The following is an 18,266-nucleotide window of genomic DNA, read 5'->3' on the forward strand; positions in this document are numbered from 1 at the left end:
TTTTTATGACAGTTTGATGAAATCTGACTCAAATGGTGCAGATGGGCTGATCTGGGGCTCGGCATCACTGCTGGATCTTGAGCCCCATGACGGAGCGGGTTACTCCTCCTGGTCCTGACTCATGTCGTCCAGGGTGAGGGAAAAGCTGGGCATAAAGGTATCCAGAAAATACCGCACCGTCGGGGTCATGCGTTGTTCCAGCATTTTCTCCAACCGTCGTTTGGCGACTTCGAATTCGTGGTTACCGGCCGCCAGCTCTTCGAGGCACTTGCTATAGGCACACAGGGTATCGGCGGCCTTCACCAGCGTGTATTGGCGTGGGTCCTGTTGATCCGAATCCAGTAGCGGTCGGAAATCATCGATAAATTCAGCGGGCAACATATGGAGCAGACGTTGCTCAGCCAGCTTCTCAATCTTCTTGTACTCGGCGGCAATCGCCGGATTGTGGTACTTGATGGGGGTGGGCAGGTCGCCGGTCAGGATCTCGGTGGCATCGTGATACAGGGCCAATACCGCGATGCGATCCGGATTGAGCTGGCCGCCAAATTTGCGGTTTTCAATCAGGGCCAGCGCATGGGCCACCATGGCAACTTGCAGACTGTGCTCACTGATATTTTCCGGCTGCACGCTGCGCATCAGGGGCCAACGGTAAATCAGCCGCATCCGCGAGAGTTGGGCAAAAAAGTGACTGGAAACCGGCATCAAGACTCCTGAAGACAGGGATAGGGGGTGATGATCAGCCCCATCCAACACTCGTTATTCGACCAAGACCCAGCCTTCGGGGCCATCGGCAATGATCACTTGCTGGGTTTTACGCTGGCTGCCGACCACGGGCAACTTGGTTTCGACCTGAATGGTGCAGGCATAGGCACCATCTTTTTTGTCGCATCCGAGTTTATGCACGGCCACGACCTCAATCTTGCCTTTATCGCCCAGCACCAGGCTGGTGACTTGGTTGGCCTGGAGCAGGCTCTTTTCTACGGCGGCTTTCAGATCGGCCTCGCTGGGTTCGCCGCAAGCGGTTAACAGCAGGGCGCAACAGGGGAGGAGCAGAAGGCGTTGATAGGACATGAGATTCTCGGCATGGAAAGCTGTGGCGCCACAGTATCATCTGCAGCGAGCAAAAAAAACCGGGGCCAGCAAATCGCTCGCCCCGGTGGTTTCGCAACTACCTACTGATGGTAGGTCTTGAGGAAGCGGGCCAGACGGCCGATGGCGTCTTGTAATATCTCTTCCTGGGGCAAGAACACCAGTCGGAAGTGGTCGGGAGAGGGCCAGTTAAACCCTGTGCCCTGAACGACTAACAGCTTCTCTTGCTGCAGCAGATCAAACACCAGCTTCTGGTCATCCTTGATCGGGTAGACCTTGGGATCCAGCCGCGGGAACATGTAGAGCGCCCCCTTGGGCTTGACGCAGGAGACGCCGGGGATCTGGTTGATCAGCTCCCAGGCCAGATCGCGCTGTTTGCGCAAGCGGCCGCCCGGCAGGATCAATTCATTGATGCTCTGGTAGCCACCGAGCGCGGTCTGGATGGCAAACTGCATCGGCACGTTGGCACACAAGCGCATGGAGGCCAGCATCTCCAGACCATCGATATAGCCACGGGCATGTTGCTTCGGCCCGCTGACCAGCATCCAGCCTTGACGGAAACCACAGGCCCGATAAGCCTTGGACAAGCCGTTGAAGGTCACCACCAGCACATCGTCACACAGGGTGCAGATACTGTGATGGGCGATGTCGTCATAGATGATCTTGTCGTAAATTTCGTCGGCGAAAATGATCAGCTTGTTCTGGCGCGCAACCTCAATCACTTCCAGCAGGAACTCGGTGCTGTACACGGCGCCGGTCGGATTGTTGGGGTTGATGAGCACAATACCCCGGGTCTTGGGGGTGATCTTCTTCTTGATATCGTCGATATCCGGATACCACTCGGCCTGCTCGTCGCACATATAGTGCACCGGATGACCGCCGGAGAGGGTGACGGCGGCGGTCCACAAGGGGTAGTCCGGGGCCGGAACCAGCATCTCGTCGCCATTGTTCAGCAGGGCTTGCATGGCCATCACGATCAGCTCGGAGGCACCATTGCCAATGTAGATATCATCCACATCGGCCTTGCGCAGCCCCTTTTGCTGGTAGTGCTGGGCAATTGCCTTGCGGGCCGCGAAGAGCCCCTTGGAATCACAGTACCCTTGGCCCTGGGCGATGTTGACGATCACATCCTTGATCACCTCTTCCGGGGCATCAAAACCAAAGGGGGCGGGATTACCGATGTTGAGTTTCAGAATGCGGTGCCCTTCGTCTTCCAGACGGCGAGCTTCTTTATGCACTGGGCCGCGAATGTCATAACAGACATTGTCCAGTTTGTGTGCTTTATCAATCGAATACATCTGTGCCTCTGCAATACCGGAGGAGACATACTCCAATCGTCTCCAAGGGCATCTATTCTTCCCCCTCATGGCCTGTGTGACAACCATGGATCCGGATATTTTTTCAGTGTGAGTGGCGACTAAATTGTCTTTATAACAAATATATGACTGCATTTATTTGTGACTATAGATGTATGTGCTGCTGCGGCAATTCAGGTGCGTGACCTGTACTGGCTGGGAGCCCAGCAATGGCGGGATCCTCTATTGCCGAATTGGTGCAATTGTCGAGGCAGGATCCAGCCGTTGGGCCTCATGGCGGGACAAAAACGGTCATCAGTGGCTGGAAAGGTGTGCAGCAGGTGTGGTGTTACGGGGCTGGCTCTCCACCGCGAACCGGTGAAGAGCCCAGTTTAGTCTGTGCTAATCGGTGATCTGCAGCGGCTGCTCGCGATAAATCTGCTCCAGCACGGCACGTTCGAACTTGTAATGGGGTGAGGCGATGCGGTGAGCTTTCAAGGCCTGGCGCACCTTGGGCGGAAACGTCAAGCCGTTGACCATCACCACGAAGGCTTTGCGTTGCCCGGAGGCTGTGGTCATAAACCCGGCCAGATTGGAGACATTCTGCAAGGTGCCGGTTTTGGCGGTCACATTCTTCACCAGCGGTGGCATCTGCACGCTGCCGCGCGAGCCCAAAGTTCCGCTCATCCCGGCAACCGGCAACTTCTCGATGAGCTGCAACTGCTCATTGTTGCGGGCGATGAAATCCAGCACCTCCAGCATCTGGCTGGCTTTGATGAGGTTGTGGGCCGAGAGACCCGAGCCATCGGCCAGCAGCGCCGAGCCCAGATCGATCCCGGCTTTGGTGCGCAGAATTTCGCGTATGGCATCGGCGCCACTGGCGTAGCTGGCCGGGCGTTTGAAATAGAGATGACCCAAGGCGCGGGCAATGCTGTCGGCAATCAGGTTGTCCGATTTTTTCAGCATCCGATCCAGTAACTTACTCAGCGGGGCTGATGGCACATGGGCCAGCTCGACCAGATTGGGTGGCGTCTTGCGCACCGAATGCACGGTTCCAGTCAGGGTTAAGCCAGCCCGTTTGGCGGCCCAATCGGTGATACTGATGCCCCAGACCGTCGGATCCTGCACCGCAAAGGAGAGAGGCCAGGGTTTATTTTTTTGTGCCGGAATGCAGCCGGTCAGATGGTAGTTGTTGCCAGAGTCGAGATTGACCTCCAGCTCGCAGCCCGAGTAGTAGTCATTGAGCGTGACGACCTGCGCTTCACTGGTGATGGTGATGGGTTGGCCGGTCTTGATCATCGGTTGAGCAACTTGCCCGACTTGATCGGCCTGCAGTTGGGCATAGACACAGTTGCGATCGATGATGACCGCCGAGGCCGGAGCCGTGAAGCAGACCGGCAGATCATTCCATGACCAACCATTGCCGCGGTCATAACCGGCGTAGTTGCTGACATCCAGCAGAATATCGCCATTGATTTGGGTGACGCCTTGCTGGCGGACATAGGCCAGCAAGTTGATCAGTGCCTGGCGGGTCAGATCCGGGGCACCGTTGAACTCCAGCACCAGATTACCCTGCAGTACTCCGCCATTGGCCTTGGCTTGCGCCATGGCGCCATTTTCGGCCAGCAGGCGGGTCTTGAATTGCCAATCCAGTCCCAGGTAGAGCGCAGCCGCCGTGGCGGTCAACACTTTTTGCGTCGAGGCGGGGATCATAAAGGCATCGGTATGTACGCCCTGGATCGAGGCTTGTCCCGGCGTTTTGTAAGCCACCGCAACCCGGGCACCGTCTGGAACCGGGATCGCCGCTTGCGCCGACAGGGCGCCGAATAGGGTTGCCGCCAACAGGGCAGGGCGTAGTAATGACATCAACAACTTCATGGTAGAACCTCGGTTACAGGGCGTAAGCAGTACGAAAGCGGCCCTGATAATCAAAAATTTTCTCGGTGATGCGCCAGATATGCCCCTGCTTGCGGGCAATGACGAAATCTGGATGGCGCAACAGCGGCTCGGCTTCGAGCACGCTGGCGAGAGTCTGGAGCTGGGGTTGTAACCCCGGTGCGCGCCAATGGCGCGCAATCAACTGCTGGTTCAGCCGTTGCAGGCTGCCGGCACTATCAAAACTGAATCGTTCGCTGAGCTCGGCGCCGTCTTCATCGTGATAGATGACGAGCAGTTGCTCGCGGCCCTGTTTACGACTGGCTTGCAAGCTCATGCCAGCGCAGCGGATGACTTTGGCGTCCTTGAGCGCCAATGCCGCCTTGAGCTGATCATCGGCATCGTGCAGCAAGGCATCGCAGCTGTGGCAGCGTCGGGCAGCGATATCGTTGGCTGCACCACAGTGGCCGCAAATTTTAGCCCGGAAACGATAATCGCAAAATTCTCGATGTCCACCTTCATCTTCAAAAAAACCGTGACATTGACGGCCAAAATGTTCAATCACCTCACCATTGGTTCCCAATCGACCCCAAAACTGATTGGCGAAGCCACAGGCCGGACAAAGCACCTGCACCGGAACCGTATCCGCTGCCGGTTTCGGCTCGCCAATTTCCGGAGCAAACAAGTCATAGGCATTGCCGGCATAATCCAGGATCAGGCACTCCTGTTTCTGCTCGGCCAGCCGTAATCCACGGCCGATGATCTGCTGATACAAGGAGAGGGATTCAGTCGGTCGCAGCACGACGATGAGATCGACATGGGGGGCATCAAATCCCGTGGTCAGCACGGCCACATTCACCAGGAACTTGAGTGTTCGTGCCTTGAAGGCGTCGATCAGCCGATCCCGCTCCGGTAACGGGGTTTCACCGGTGATGAGAGCAGCCGTGCCATCCGGCAACAAGCCGGTGACTTCGCGTGCGTGCTCGACCGTGGCGGCGAAGATCATGACGCCTTGCCGATCCTGGGCGTACTCGATGATTTGGCGAACAATATGTGGCGTAACCCGGGTCTGGCGTTTGAGTTCGCGTTCGATATCGGCATCGCTGAACAGACCGTTTTCCCGAGGCAACAACCGGCTGAAGTCATAGTGGACGGCGGGTGCGTCGATGAGTCGGGGCGGGGTCAGATAGCCCTGCTTGATCATCTGCCGGAGCGGCAGCTCGAAGATGCAGTCGGCAAAGAATCGTGGCTCCGTGGTCCGGACCATACCGCGGTAGTGGTAGTTGTAGATGTAGCCCAGGCCGAGTCGATAGGGGGTGGCGGTGAGACCGAGGATCTTCAGTGCCGGATTGTGGCTCTTAAGATGGCCGATCAGCTGATGGTATTGGCTATCCTCTTCCTCCCCGACCCGGTGACACTCATCGATGATCACCAGGGATACCGGCTCGCTAAAGCGTGGCAGATTGCGGGCGACCGACTGGATGGAGCCGAAGACCACGCGGCGCAGGTTCTCCTTCTGGCCTAATCCGGCGGAGAAGAGATCGGCCTGCAATCCCTCCTGCAGGCCCAATGCTTGATACTTGCCATGATTTTGCGCTACCAACTCTTTGACATGGGCCAGCACCAGCACCCGGCCCTTGGCCTTGCGCGCCAATTCGGCGATGACCAGACTCTTGCCCGCTCCGGTGGGAAGTACCAGCACGGCGGGCTCACCACGGCGCCGAAAATGATGAATGACCGCATCCACGGCTTGTTGCTGATAGGGTCTGAGGATAAACAATGGCAATATCCGTTTCTCAGAAGGGACGACTGGCTGAACTACACTTGTTCCAAGTCTACTAATGAGTCGTCGTCATGGATATTCTCTTCGCCTTTTTGTTACTGCTTCCGCTTACGGGTGTAGCCGCTCGAGAGGTGGAGACGACTCCAGCGTCGCTTTCGGTGTCGGTACTGGATGAAGCGCCCTTTTCCGAACTCCGCTCTGAGGGGCTGGCAGGGTGAGATCCTGCCTATTTTCGTGCCCTTGCCCGTAGCAGCGGACTCTCGGTGTCGGTGCGGAGCTACCCGGTTAGTCGGCTGATCCTGAAATTCAAACGCCAAGAGACTGACCTGATGATTATTCCTGCGACACACCCGGGTCAATTACCGCCCTCGGAGGGATATCATTATTGGGGGCCCATTTTTTATATGCAGGATCAGGTCGTGACTCAGGATATTCCGGAGCAATCCGATCTGGCATTTTTACAAGGCAAACGCATCGGTGTTGCGGTGAACTCTTGCTGGGCTCTGTGTCAGCAGCTTGGCTCTTTATCCGTCGATCTGGTGCCAATCCGCACGATTGAGCAAGGGGTCCGTTTGCTGCAAAGCGGACGTATCGACGGCGTGTTAGTTCCGGATCGACTCTATCAGGTGGCACTTAGCCACTTACGTCTTGCACCGGAAACATTGCGCATCAGTTACCGTGCGGCCCCTCTACCCTACTATCTGGCGATTGCCGAATCATTGCCCACGGCGCAACGCCAACAACTGCAGCAGGGTTATCGACAGGTTGGGGGCAATGGCGGCTATATGAACATCTGCCAGTCCGAGATGTCACGATTATGGCCACAGGTTAAAAACCACTCGCATTGATATCTGTCGGGTGGATAGCCATCACTCTTCCTCTGCTTTACTGTGGTCGCAACTGTGTCGTCAGCTCATCCGACATCCCAAACTCGTTTCAATCGTGTATCATTTGCTTCGATTTTCCAAAACCGACTGACTAGAGAACCGACCATGATCATTACCCCTAAGGTACGTGGCTTTATCTGCACCACCACTCATCCGGCTGGCTGTGAAGCCAATGTTCGCCAACAGATCGCCTATATCAAGAGCAAAGGCAAACTGGAACAGGGTCCCAAGCGCGTGCTGGTGATCGGCGCCTCTACCGGCTACGGCCTGTCGTCACGCATCGCCGCGGCGTTTGGCTCTGATGCCGCAACCATCGGTGTGTTCTTCGAAAAGCCGGGTACTGACAAGAAGACCGGCAGTGCGGGTTGGTACAACTCAGCCGCTTTCGACAAGGCCGCGAAAGAAGCCGGTCTGTATGCCAAGAGCGTCAACGGCGATGCTTTCTCTCATGCCTGCCGCGATCAGGTTATCGAGCTGATTAAACAGGATCTGGGTCAAATCGATCTGGTGGTCTATTCACTGGCCTCGCCGGTGCGCAAGCTGCCAGATACCGGCGAAGTGATCCGCTCGGCACTGAAGCCGATTGGCGAGGTCTACAAGACCACGGCCATCGACACCAATAAAGATGTCATCGTCGAAGCCGAAGTCGAACCTGCGACGGACGAAGAGATTGCCAGCACCATCAAGGTGATGGGCGGCGAAGATTGGGAGCTGTGGATCAATGCTCTGGAAGCGGCTGGTGTACTGGCCGATGGCGCCAAGAGTGTGGCCTATAGCTACATCGGTACCGATCTGACCTGGCCGATCTACTGGCATGGCACCTTGGGCCGCGCCAAGGAAGATCTGGACCGCGCCAGCGCAGCCATCAGCGCCAAACTGGCGAGCCATGGTGGCAGTGCTTACGTGGGTGTACTCAAGTCGGTGGTCACTCAGGCTTCGGCCGCTATCCCGGTGATGCCGCTGTATATTTCCATGTCGTTCCAGATCATGAAGCAGATGGGCCTGCACGAAGGTTGCCTGGAGCAGATCCAGCGTCTGTTCTGGACCCGCCTCTACTCAGGCGAGCCGACCCCGACCGATGAGAAGGGTCGCATTCGTATGGATGACTGGGAGCTGCGTGATGACGTGCAACAAGCCTGTCGCGATCTGTGGCCGCAAATCACCAGCGAGAATCTCTCCCAATTGACCGATTACCAAGGCTACAAGGATGAGTTCCTCAAGCTGTTCGGCTTCGGCTGGGCGGGCGTGGACTACGACGCTGACGTCGCCACCGAGGTCAACTTCGATGTGATCGAGCTGGCATAAGCGGATCGCACCGCTTAGTTGCTGATGACTCGAAACAACGCTCTCCATTGGAGGGCGTTGTTTTTTTTATGCCATTTAAGCTGCAGATTTGGCGATCCGCTGCGAGCGGATTGACGCACAGACTCATGGAATAACGGGCAGGTTCAGATCACCACAGGCCGACCGTGGGTCGGATGCAGCCATAGCTCGGGCCCTACGCCGTAGAGCTGATGCAGGTTGCGGGCTGTCAAGGTGCTTGCCGGGGCGCCGTCGGCCACTATCTTGCCCTCTTGCATCAGCAGCAGTCGATCCGCGTAACGGCTAGCCAGATTCAGATCATGGAGCACGATCAGCACCGAGTGACCCGCCCGGGCCTGGGCCTGTGCCAATTGTAGGGTCTGATGCTGGTGGCCCGGATCCAGTGCCGAGGTGGGCTCATCCAGCAGTAATAATCCGGGTTGATCAGGGTCCAGTTGCGCCAACACCCGGGCAAAATGCACCCGCTGCTTTTCGCCGCCGGACAACTGCTGGTAGGGCGCATCCCGTAACGACCAGACATCCAGTGACTGCATGCTGCTCTGGATGCGACCTAGATTCTCGTTGCGGCTACAACTCCAGGGGTAGCGCCCTAACTCGACCACCTCACGCGCGCGAAAATCAAAACCCAGCATCGAACTTTGAGGCAGTACCACCATCCTGCGTGCCAATGCATGGGCGTGCCAGTGCTGCCGAGGCTGGTCAAACAGCCGGATCTCGCCTTGATAGGGGATGTCATGACAGATGGTCCGTAACAGGGTGGATTTGCCACAGCCATTGGGGCCCAGCAGGACGGTCAATTTACCGGACTCCAGCTCCAGTGACAGATGCTCAAATAGCGGACGGCGTCCTAACTGCACCTGCAGATCGACAATCGACAGCGGTATCATCCTCGCGCCTCCTGACGTTGCTTGAGTAGCCAGAGGAAAAATGGCGCACCGAGCAGGGCGGTGATGAGGCCTACCGGAATTTCAGCGGGAGGCACCAGACTGCGCGCCAGCAGATCGGCCAGTAACAGCAATAGGGCACCTCCCAGTGCGCTCAGTGGCAGCAAGCGCCGGTAATCTGGCCCGGTGATCATCCGTATCAAATGCGGAACCATGAGACCGACAAACCCGATCATACCGGCGGCCGCCACGGCAATGCCGACGCCCAGAGCACACGCCAGAATGGCGCGCCGTTTCAGTTGTTCCACCGCTACGCCCAGATGCCGGGCTTCCGATTCCCCTAACAGCAAGGCATTCAGCGCCCTGGCCTGATGCTGGCTCCAGCCCCAGAGCAGGAGAGTGGCCAGCAGGGACAGCGTGACCCGAGGCCAGCTGGCGCCCGCGAGGGAACCCATCTGCCACAAGGAGAGATCCCGCAGTTGTTCATCATCGGCGACATAGTTGAGCAATCCGAGTACAGAAAAAGCGATGGCACCCACGGCGACACCGGCCAATAACATCATGGCCATCGATGTGCCATAGGCGGTATGGCCCAACCGGTAAACCAGCAAGGTGGTGAGCAGGCCGCCGACAAATGCCAGTAGTGTGGTCGAGCCCAGGGTAAACCATGGAATGGCCAACTGCGGTAGCAACACGATAGCCAATCCAGCGCCCAGTGCGGCACCACCACTGACGCCAATAATGCCGGGATCTGCCAGTGGATTGCGGAATAACCCCTGCAAGATGGCGCCGGTGAGGGCGAGCAGAGCCCCCACCGCAATCGCCATCAGGCTACGTGGTAAACGAATTTGCCAAATCACCAGTTGGTGGGTGGGATCGCCCAGGCCCCGCAATGCGCTCCAGGTATCGCCCAGGGTCAATGGCAGTGCCCCAGTCGCCAACGACAGCATGGCCATCGCAAGCAAGGGCGAGATCAGAAGCGTCAGGGCCGCGCCGGTACCAAGACGCATCACTCAGTGGGTCTCCGCGGTGGCTTCTGCTTTGACCAGCGCCTGTTGCAAGCGGGTTGCTGCATTCACGGTGCTGAGGTTCATGCCGCCGATCAGGGCTTGGCCAGGAACAGGATAGATTGGCAGGTTCTGCAAATGGGGGTGATCCTTGATGTGCGCAAAGGCGTGCTGCAGTAGTTGAGGGTCTTGCTGCAGACTCCGGGTGCTGACCAACAGCGCATCAGGTTTCATGGCTAACAGGGATTCCAGGTTCAGCAATTGATAATTGGCGAGCTCGGCGGCCGGATTTATGCCGCCAGCTAGTTCGATGAGGGTCGATGCCGGGGTGTTGCCACCGGCTACCATGGCTGGCCGTCCTGGGTGGATCATCAGATAGAGCAAGCGCGGGCGCTGTTTGAGTTGTCCGGCTTGCTGGTGCAGTGCTGTCACCTGCTGATCCACCTGTTGGGATAACTGTTTTGCCGCCGTAGCTTGATCAAGCAGAGTGCCCAAGTGCTGGATGTTCTGCTGCAAGGTCGCGACGTCAGCACGTGATGAGAGTTTATCGATACGAACGCCCGCTTGTTGCAGTTGTTGCAAGGTATGGTCGGGCCCCATTTCATCACTTCCAACCAGTACGGTCGGCTGGAGTGCGAGGATCCCTTCACTTGCCAACTGCCGGTGATAGCCGACATTGGGAAGGGTGAGGCCTGCGGGCAGACGGGAGGTGCTGTCGGTGGCGACCAGTTGCTTGCTGCCGTTCAGAGCGATGATCAGCTCACTGATACCGGCACCGGCACTGACAATCCGTTCGGCAGCCAGCAGGGAAGGGCTGAGTAGGGTGCTGCTCAATAGGGCGCAGCTAACAAAGCACAGATTTTTCATACTCTTCATGGGGTACATCTCCAGTGAGTGAGGTCGGTTCGATGAATAAGTTCGATGAACAATAACGGGGTTTGAATGACCGGCTATGGGGTGATCACATGCCATGAGCTGAAATCGAACCAGCATGGTTTAGCTCAGTTTGAACCGCACAGGCACCAGTGCTTTGCTGGTCCCTGTGACCCCGGTTGGGGGTATGAATTTCCATTCCTGAACTGCCGCGATGGCGGCTTTGTCGAGCACGGCAAAACCGGAACTTTTATGGAGTGAAATTGCGACTACCTCGCCCTGGGGGTTGATCTCGACCACGAGTCGCGTGGTCCCTTCCTGCCCTAATCGCACCGCCAATCTGGGGTATGGTGGCTGAGTTGGCGTCCCTCGGTATCGCGCTGGATAGTAGGGATCTAGAGCCAGTTGCTGGCGAGCCGTGGATACCGGTTGCGATGTTACTTGTGGGCGAGGCGCTGCTGCCACCCGGGTCGATTGGGCGGCAGGCTGCGACGCGGGGCGTATGGTATGAACCGAAGCTGTCGCCTTCTGTTGACCATGCTCTCTGGGTTGGGGAGGCTTTTTCGATGTGACAGTCTTACTCGTGGCGACCTTGAGCGGGTGTGGACGTGCACTCGTTGTCGCCAGCTTGTTCTGCTGGGTTGCTCGCAGGTTCTTGGAGACAGAGACAGCGGTTGTTACCGGCTCCGAGGCAGCCTTTATGACGGGGGGCGGGATGTTCTGTCTGACCACAGGTGCGGCTGCGGTCACATGCCGCACGCTGATCCGGCTGTTCTCGAGGGCGGAGCCGGATTGGGCCTTGGCCTGAGTACCGGAATAGGCCACAAGTGAAAAAATGCCAAGATGAATTGCCACTGAGATGGCTCCGGAAATCCAGATCCTTGCTGTTGGCATCATGATGTTTTGCCCGTTCCATGCGGCATGGGTCCAACCCCGCTACCAGGGAAAATCGATGGTGCGACTATACAAAAGCTCTCAATAAAGATCAAACGAGAATCGTTTGCATTTAGATTTGGTCCGAATTATTCTGACGCAAGTTTCTGGAATAGTTATAAAAAAGGACTCAAAACGTGAACGATATGTCAAAAGTTGCCTTGGCGGTTTGCGCTGGCCTGATGGGAATGCAGGGTGCCATTGCCGCAGAAGAAGTGGATGAACTCTCTACCGTCGTAGTGACTGCAACCCGGGATGAAAAGCCCGCCGATCAACAGCAACGTGCCGTGGCTGTCGTCACCAAGAAGGCGATCGAAGCTCGTCAACCGGACTCTGTTGTTGAATCACTCAAGTATGAAAACAACGTGGAAGTCGGAGGTGGTAGTCGTCCTGGTGCGCAGCAACCGATTGTTCGCGGTTTGAGCGGGAATCGGGTGCTGCAAGTCATTGACGGGGTTCGTCAGAACACCAACTCCGGACACCGCGGTACCTATTTTGTTGATCCGGAGCTGGTCGAACAGGTCGAAGTGGTCAAGGGGCCCAGTAGCTCGTTGTGGGGCAGTGGTGCATTAGGGGGGGTTGTGGCCACCAATACCCGCAATGCGGATGATCTGCTCAAGCCGGGTCAGGAGCTGGGTGGTTATGCCAAGCAGGGCTTCCACACGGCGGATGACAAGTCGCTGACCAGTACGGCTCTGTATGGTCGAACCGGCGAACAGGGTGACTGGTTGCTGAATGGTTATTACAACGACAGCAACAATATCCGCCTCGGGAATGGTGAAGATCTGCAACTCTCGGCGGCTCGTCAGCAAGGGGTGATGGGGAAGTTTGGTTGGGAGCCGGATGATGCGCAGCGGATCCAGCTGTCACTGCGCCATAGCGAATCGAATCAGAACGCCCCTAGTAACCCGTCGGCTGACGTTAGCAGCTCGGTGCCGCTGGTCGATCAACAGACCCGTGATTTTAACTCGACACTGGATTATCGCCTGCGTCCAGATAACAACCCGTTGCTGGATACCCGGGTGACAGCCTATGTCAACCAGACCCAATTTGATGAATACCGTATCGCCAAAGCCCAACAGGATGAGGTGAACTATCAGACTCTGGGTCTGAATCTGAACAATCGCGCCGAACTGGAGTGGGCCTCGGTGCTGGCGGGTGCCGATATTTATGCAGACAAGACCGATGGCCAGCGCGAAGGGACTAGCCGTCCGATCCCGGCCGATGGTCGTGCCCGTGTGTGGGGCACCTTTGTGCAGGCAGACATTCCGTTGGCTCGGGACTGGACTCTGTCGCCAGGTGTGCGTTACGACCAGTTCCATACCGAAGATAAGCAGCAGGCGAACTCCGCTCGTACCGAAGACCATATTTCTCCGAGCGTTGGCTTGTCCTGGGTGACCACCTCCTGGTTGACGCTGGGTGCCCGTTATGACGAGGCCTTCCGCGCTCCGACCAGTGAAGAGCTCTTTACCTCCGGCACCCACTTCTGCATGGGACCAACGATCTGTAATACCTTCGAGCCCAATCCGGATCTGAAAGCCGAGACAGCCAAGAACAAGGAGCTCTCTGCCCGCTTTACCTTCAACGATGTGTTGACTCAGGATCGTCTGGGCCTGACGGCCAGCTGGTTCGACAACGATGTGGATAACTACATCGAGCAACAAGTAGTCAATGATTTCGCCAACATGATCTTCCAGACTAGCTACAACAATGTCTCCTCGGCACAACTCAAGGGTTACGAATTGGCGGCAGACTACAGTTGGCAGCTGCTGAGCCTGCAACTGGCCTATGGCCAGACACGCGGTCTTGATAAGAGCCAAGGCGATGGTTTGTCCGGTGTACCTGCGGATAAGCTGGTATTCGGTATCAATCAGGGCTTACTAGCCGGTGATGTGGATGTTGGCGCCAAAGTCTCTCACTACGGCTCACAAAGCCATGTGCCAGAAGACAATGACGTGGCGAGCTATGACGGCTATACCCTGGTCGATCTGTCCATGCGCTGGCAGCTGCAAAGTGGCACCTGGCAAGATTGGCGAGTCAACCTGGCGCTGGATAACCTGACGGATCAGTACTATCTGCCAGCGTTTAACCAGCTCTATTCTCCGGGTCGTAACGGCAAGCTCTCGGTTGCTTACCAATTCTGATGAGGCGAGCCCCGGGTGACCGGGGCTCTATCTAGTTATGGATATTTCACAGTTCGATGCCACGATCCTGGGTCATAGGACCCCGGATCCGTTGCAATTTGCCTTTGCAGGCAAGAGTAGTGCTCATGCCGGACGCGGCGGGCGACCGCTGACCACACCGGAAGCCCAGATCGCCCGGATGGATCAGTTGCTGGCTTCCGAGCCGATTCCGGGACGCGCCCGTTGCTTGTACGTGCACATTCCTTTTTGTCGTGTGCGGTGTACCTTCTGCTCGTTTTTTCAATACGCCGCAAGTCCGGACTGGATCCATGGATACCTGCAGGGCTTGTGGCAGGAGTTGGAAAACAAGGCGCGGCAACCCTGGGTACAAGCCGCGCCTTTTGATGCGGTTTATGTTGGGGGGGGGACCCCCACCGACATGAGTGCCGGGCAAATCCAGGAGTTGGGACAACGTATCCGGCGCTTGTTTCCACTCAGCGCCGATTGTGAGATGACCCTGGAAGGGCGGCTCAACGGCTTCAACGACGACAAGTTCGATGCCTCCTTGCATGGTGGGTTCAACCGCTTCTCGTTTGGTGTGCAAAGTTTTGATAGTCAGGTCCGTCGTGCCGCCAAGCGCCTGGATCTGCGGGACGCCGTCATGTCCAGGCTGCAGCAACTGGCTGCTGCCGATGCCGCGCCCATCATTATTGACCTGTTGTTCGGCTTACCGTTTCAGGATGAGGCCTGCTGGCAGCGGGATATCGCCGACTTTCTGGCCAGTGGCGCCCACGGCGTCGATCTCTATCAATTGATCGAGATGCAGGGCACACCCATGGCCCGACTCATCGAACAGGGCAAACAACCACCTCCAGCCATGACGCCGATGAAAGCCCGGATGTACGCCTATGGGGCGCAAACCCTGGAAGCCGCCGGTTTGACCCGCCTGAGTGTGAGTCACTGGGCCCGCGATGCACGCGAACGCAGCCGCTACAATGCGCTGGCTAAAACCAGCGCCGATGTCTTGCCGCTGGGGGCCGGTGCTGGGGGTAACATCAATGGTGTGGCCTTGATGCAACATAGGGATCTGCCCGCTTATCGGGAGTCTTTTACCCGCACGCCATGGCCTATTGCCATGATGATGGAGCCTGCCCCTCAGGCGGCACGGGACGGCCTGCTCAAGGCTGCCTTTGATCGCGGCATTCTGGATGGCAACCTCTGGACCCGTGCCGGTGAGCCCGAGTTGTTTCAGACGTTATCCCCCTTACTGAAGGCTTGGGCCGAACGAGGTCTTCTGGAATTGCGAGCCGATTCTGCCGAGCTGACCCTCGCCGGGCGTTTCTGGAGCGTGAATATGGCGCAAGGTGCCTTGACGGCTCTGGCCGGTCGTACCGGGGCTCCATCCTCTTTGATGCAACAACATAAGGAAGCTACACATGCCGCACACTGAACAACTTGCCACCCTGATTGCCGAGGATCCCCATCAGACGACGATGGCGATGGCGGAAACACTCGGGCTGACAGAAGGTGCGCTGATCGGACTCTTGCCTGCCGAATGGGTCACCCTCTGGTCTGGCGATCAGGCCGAGGCGCTGCTGCTGCAATTGAGCCAGTGGGGCGCGCTGACCACGATTGTGGAATCCGACGGCTCTATTTTCGAATTCAAGGGCGTGCTGCCAGCCGGCAAAACGGCTCGTGGTTATTACAACTTGATGGGTGACGAGGGGTTGCATGGTCATCTCAAACTGGATGGCATCACGCATATTGCACTGCTGAGCAAGCCGTTTATGGGCAAAGAGAGCTATGCCTTCGCGTTCATCGCCGCCTCCGGGCGTTGTGCCTTCAAGATTTATCTCGGCCGTGATGCCGATCGCCGCTTGCTGGCCGATCAGGTGACCCGCTTCCAGCACTGGCGACAGCTGGATTCCCTGCCAGCAACAACGGTTTGAGGTGATGGAAGATGCAAGATAAACAGCAACGTTTACAACAACGGCTGGAGCCGGAAATCCAGGCTTTTCGGGATACGTGCCGTAGTCTGATGCTGGCCACCGTGGATGCCGACGGCATGCCGAATGTCAGTTACGCCCCGTTTGCATTGGGTCAGGAGGGTTACTATGTGCTGATTTCCGACATAGCCCGCCATGCCCGCAATCTCAAGCAGGTGCCTAAAGTCTCACTGATGCTGATTGAAGATGAGGCCAATGCGCGCCAACTGTACGCGCGCCAACGGCTGACCTTTGATGCCAGCGTTCGTATCGTCGAGCGTGACAGCGAAGAGTGGCAGCTCGGTGTTGCCGCTCTGCTGGCGCGGCATGGGGAGATAGTGGCAGGCTTGTCCAAGATGGAAGATTTCACCTTATTCTGCCTGCAACCGCAGATGGGATTGTATGTGAAGGGCTTCGGTCAGGCCTACCGCGTCAACCCCCATGATCTGATTGATGTGCTACATCTCACCGAGGGACACAGATCACAACCCCCAAGCCTGGAAACAGACGCCAGCCGCTAAGGGCGGCTGTGGTCATCGTCAAACAAAAGGGCTGTCGATTGACAGCCCTTTTTGCACCACCCGAACGGCTCTAGCACAGACAGTCAGCTGTGGTACTGCTCGCAGGCTTCCAGGGTGTTTTCAATCAGGCTGGCCACTGTCATGGGGCCTACGCCACCGGGAACCGGGGTGATGAAGCTGGCGCGCTCGGCAGCGGCCTGATAGGCGACATCACCGACCAGACGGCCATCGGCCAGACGGTTGATACCGACATCGATGACGATGGCGCCGGGCTTGATCCATTCACCGGGGATAAACTCGGCCTTGCCGACGGCGACCACCAGCAAATCGGCCTGACGGACAAAGGATTCCAGATCCTTGGTGAAGCGGTGGGTGGTGATAGTGGTGCAACCGGCCAGCAGCAGCTCCAGCGTCATGGGGCGGCCAACGATATTGGAAGCGCCGACGATCACCGCATTCAGGCCATAGGTATCGACCCCGGTATGCTGGATCAGCGTCATGATGCCCTTGGGGGTGCACGGACGCAGGGCGGGAATTCGCTGCGCCAGTCGGCCCACATTATAAGGGTGGAAGCCGTCTACATCCTTATCGGGCTGGATCCGTTCAATCACCAAGGTGGAATCGATATGCGCGGGCAGGGGGAGTTGCACCAGAATGCCATCGACGGCCGGATCCTGGTTCAATTCATCGATCAGGGCCAGCAGGGCTTCTTGCGTTGTGGAGACCGGTAAGTCATAAGAGCGTGATTCAAAACCGACCTCTTCACAGGCGCGGCGTTTGCTGCCGACATAGACCTGAGAGGCGGGATCTTCCCCGACCAGCACCACGGCGAGGCCCGGGACTCGTAATCCGGCGGCAATCCGTTGTTGAACTCGGGCGGCAACAGTGTGACGTACCGACTGCGCAATTGCCTTTCCATCGATAATTTTGGCTGACATGCTTCCTTCTCACCTTGCGTATTCGTGGCGCGCATTGTCGCATTTTTTTAACCAAATCGTTAGTGTGGCTCGGTTGGAAAAGAGGCATAGAATAAGAAGTAGGCGATTGAAACTATTGGGGGGAAAAGTGTTTGACGCCTCATACTCTAATCGGTAGTATTCGCCTCCGTTGTCGGTACGCTTACAACAATGTCGGTGATTAGCGCAGTCTGGTAGCGCATCTGGTTTGGGACCAGAGGGTCAGAGGTTCGAATCCTCTATCACCGACCACGCTTTGCAAGGCAGTGCGCCCTTAGCTCAGTTGGATAGAGCAACGGCCTTCTAAGCCGTAGGTCACAGGTTCGAATCCTGTAGGGCGTACCATTAGACCTGCGTAATACGCAGTAGTAACAAAGTTCTGTGGTGGCTGTAGCTCAGTTGGTAGAGTCCAGGATTGTGATTCCTGTTGTCGTGGGTTCGAGCCCCATCAGCCACCCCATCATTACCAGGTTGGCGTTATCAGTTGTGTTGATGACGAAAACCAAGCCCTCTTTGCGGAAGTGGCGAAATTGGTAGACGCACCAGATTTAGGTTCTGGCGCCTTAGGCGTGTGGGTTCAAGTCCCTCCTTCCGCACCATGAAAAACCAAAAACCCGGCCATCGTGCCGGGTTTTTGGTTTCTGTGTCTTGAAAATCCATTCGTAGTCTCTCGGGCTACCGATTCAAAAACTATCCAGCTGGCTATGCGAATGGCTGGCTCGTATGTATTTT

The 18,266-nt window shown here is 57.1% G+C and carries 16 protein-coding genes and 4 tRNA genes; 10 read left to right on the forward strand and 10 right to left on the reverse strand.

The features are described 5' to 3' along the window. Positions 1 to 99 precede the first annotated feature (99 nt). The 5 genes from yfbR to ACYVG7_RS06535 all read right to left on the reverse strand — a co-directional run bounded on the left by yfbR (position 100) and on the right by ACYVG7_RS06535 (position 6,039). Positions 100 to 702, reverse strand: coding sequence for a 5'-deoxynucleotidase (gene yfbR, locus ACYVG7_RS06515; RefSeq protein ID WP_460882406.1), 603 nt, complete (start codon positions 700 to 702; stop codon positions 100 to 102). A 54-nt stretch (positions 703 to 756) separates the two neighbouring features. Further along, positions 757 to 1,071, reverse strand: a complete 315-nt coding sequence (locus ACYVG7_RS06520) for a hypothetical protein (RefSeq protein ID WP_460882407.1) — start codon at positions 1,069 to 1,071, stop codon at positions 757 to 759. Positions 1,072 to 1,172: 101 nt separating this feature from the next. Then, positions 1,173 to 2,387 carry a pyridoxal phosphate-dependent aminotransferase gene (locus tag ACYVG7_RS06525; RefSeq protein WP_460882408.1) on the reverse strand — a complete coding sequence of 405 codons (1,215 nt, stop codon included), beginning with the start codon at positions 2,385 to 2,387 and terminating at the stop codon, positions 1,173 to 1,175. Positions 2,388 to 2,786: 399 nt separating this feature from the next. Further along, positions 2,787 to 4,262 carry a D-alanyl-D-alanine carboxypeptidase/D-alanyl-D-alanine endopeptidase gene (gene dacB / locus ACYVG7_RS06530; RefSeq protein WP_460882409.1) on the reverse strand — a complete coding sequence of 492 codons (1,476 nt, stop codon included), beginning with the start codon at positions 4,260 to 4,262 and terminating at the stop codon, positions 2,787 to 2,789. Positions 4,263 to 4,275: 13 nt separating this feature from the next. Continuing rightward, positions 4,276 to 6,039 carry a DEAD/DEAH box helicase gene (locus ACYVG7_RS06535; RefSeq protein WP_460882410.1) on the reverse strand — a complete coding sequence of 588 codons (1,764 nt, stop codon included), beginning with the start codon at positions 6,037 to 6,039 and terminating at the stop codon, positions 4,276 to 4,278. Between the two features lie 422 nt (positions 6,040 to 6,461). Between ACYVG7_RS06535 and ACYVG7_RS06540 the strand changes: the two genes are divergently transcribed. Both ACYVG7_RS06540 and fabV read left to right on the forward strand, forming a co-directional pair. After that, complete coding sequence (locus ACYVG7_RS06540) at positions 6,462 to 6,890, forward strand: type 2 periplasmic-binding domain-containing protein (protein ID WP_460882411.1); 429 nt, start codon at positions 6,462 to 6,464, stop codon at positions 6,888 to 6,890. Positions 6,891 to 7,034: 144 nt separating this feature from the next. Next, the gene (gene fabV / locus ACYVG7_RS06545; protein ID WP_460882412.1) at positions 7,035 to 8,234 is read left to right on the forward strand and encodes an enoyl-ACP reductase FabV; all 1,200 of its coding nucleotides are present in this window, start codon (positions 7,035 to 7,037) and stop codon (positions 8,232 to 8,234) included. A gap of 143 nt (positions 8,235 to 8,377) precedes the next feature. On the opposite strand, the gene ACYVG7_RS06550 is transcribed toward fabV, so the two are convergent. The 4 genes from ACYVG7_RS06550 to ACYVG7_RS06565 all read right to left on the reverse strand — a co-directional run bounded on the left by ACYVG7_RS06550 (position 8,378) and on the right by ACYVG7_RS06565 (position 11,871). Then, positions 8,378 to 9,139: a heme ABC transporter ATP-binding protein gene (locus tag ACYVG7_RS06550; RefSeq protein ID WP_460882413.1), complete on the reverse strand. Its 762-nt coding sequence runs from the start codon at positions 9,137 to 9,139 to the stop codon at positions 8,378 to 8,380. Further along, entirely contained in the window at positions 9,136 to 10,146 is a 1,011-nt protein-coding gene (locus tag ACYVG7_RS06555; RefSeq protein ID WP_460882414.1) for a FecCD family ABC transporter permease, read from the reverse strand. Before ACYVG7_RS06555 ends, ACYVG7_RS06550 begins: the two co-directional genes overlap by 4 nt. A gap of 3 nt (positions 10,147 to 10,149) precedes the next feature. Then, entirely contained in the window at positions 10,150 to 11,019 is an 870-nt protein-coding gene (locus tag ACYVG7_RS06560) for a heme/hemin ABC transporter substrate-binding protein (protein WP_460882415.1), read from the reverse strand. A 120-nt stretch (positions 11,020 to 11,139) separates the two neighbouring features. Then, positions 11,140 to 11,871: an energy transducer TonB gene (locus tag ACYVG7_RS06565; protein WP_460882416.1), complete on the reverse strand. Its 732-nt coding sequence runs from the start codon at positions 11,869 to 11,871 to the stop codon at positions 11,140 to 11,142. Positions 11,872 to 12,095: 224 nt separating this feature from the next. On the opposite strand from ACYVG7_RS06565, the gene ACYVG7_RS06570 reads away from it, so the two are divergent. From ACYVG7_RS06570 to hutZ, 4 genes are read left to right on the forward strand one after another with little or no spacing between them, the layout of a single operon-like run. Next, complete coding sequence (locus tag ACYVG7_RS06570; RefSeq protein ID WP_460882417.1) at positions 12,096 to 14,093, forward strand: TonB-dependent hemoglobin/transferrin/lactoferrin family receptor; 1,998 nt, start codon at positions 12,096 to 12,098, stop codon at positions 14,091 to 14,093. 37 nt (positions 14,094 to 14,130) lie between these two features. Next, positions 14,131 to 15,522 (forward strand): heme anaerobic degradation radical SAM methyltransferase ChuW/HutW, encoded by a 1,392-nt coding sequence (gene hutW, locus ACYVG7_RS06575; protein ID WP_460882418.1) that lies wholly within the window; start codon positions 14,131 to 14,133, stop codon positions 15,520 to 15,522. After that, on the forward strand, positions 15,509 to 16,021 hold the full coding sequence (gene hutX / locus ACYVG7_RS06580; RefSeq protein WP_460882419.1) for a heme utilization cystosolic carrier protein HutX: 513 nt from the start codon (positions 15,509 to 15,511) through the stop codon (positions 16,019 to 16,021). Before hutW ends, hutX begins: the two co-directional genes overlap by 14 nt. A gap of 11 nt (positions 16,022 to 16,032) precedes the next feature. Further along, a complete protein-coding gene (gene hutZ, locus ACYVG7_RS06585) occupies positions 16,033 to 16,578 on the forward strand; it encodes a heme utilization protein HutZ (RefSeq protein WP_460882420.1) in 546 nt (181 codons plus the stop codon). An 83-nt stretch (positions 16,579 to 16,661) separates the two neighbouring features. On the opposite strand, the gene folD is transcribed toward hutZ, so the two are convergent. Then, positions 16,662 to 17,516: a bifunctional methylenetetrahydrofolate dehydrogenase/methenyltetrahydrofolate cyclohydrolase FolD gene (folD, locus tag ACYVG7_RS06590; RefSeq protein WP_460882421.1), complete on the reverse strand. Its 855-nt coding sequence runs from the start codon at positions 17,514 to 17,516 to the stop codon at positions 16,662 to 16,664. A 193-nt stretch (positions 17,517 to 17,709) separates the two neighbouring features. On the opposite strand from folD, the gene ACYVG7_RS06595 reads away from it, so the two are divergent. The 4 genes from ACYVG7_RS06595 (at position 17,710) to ACYVG7_RS06610 (ending at position 18,133) form a co-directional block, all read left to right on the forward strand. After that, positions 17,710 to 17,786: transfer RNA gene (locus tag ACYVG7_RS06595), tRNA-Pro, on the forward strand. A 16-nt stretch (positions 17,787 to 17,802) separates the two neighbouring features. Then, a tRNA-Arg gene (locus tag ACYVG7_RS06600) sits at positions 17,803 to 17,879 on the forward strand. Positions 17,880 to 17,918: 39 nt separating this feature from the next. Further along, positions 17,919 to 17,994 (forward strand) — tRNA-His (locus ACYVG7_RS06605). Between the two features lie 55 nt (positions 17,995 to 18,049). Next, positions 18,050 to 18,133, forward strand: a tRNA-Leu gene (locus tag ACYVG7_RS06610). Positions 18,134 to 18,266 lie beyond the last annotated feature (133 nt).

Source organism: Pseudaeromonas pectinilytica (genome assembly GCF_054780855.1).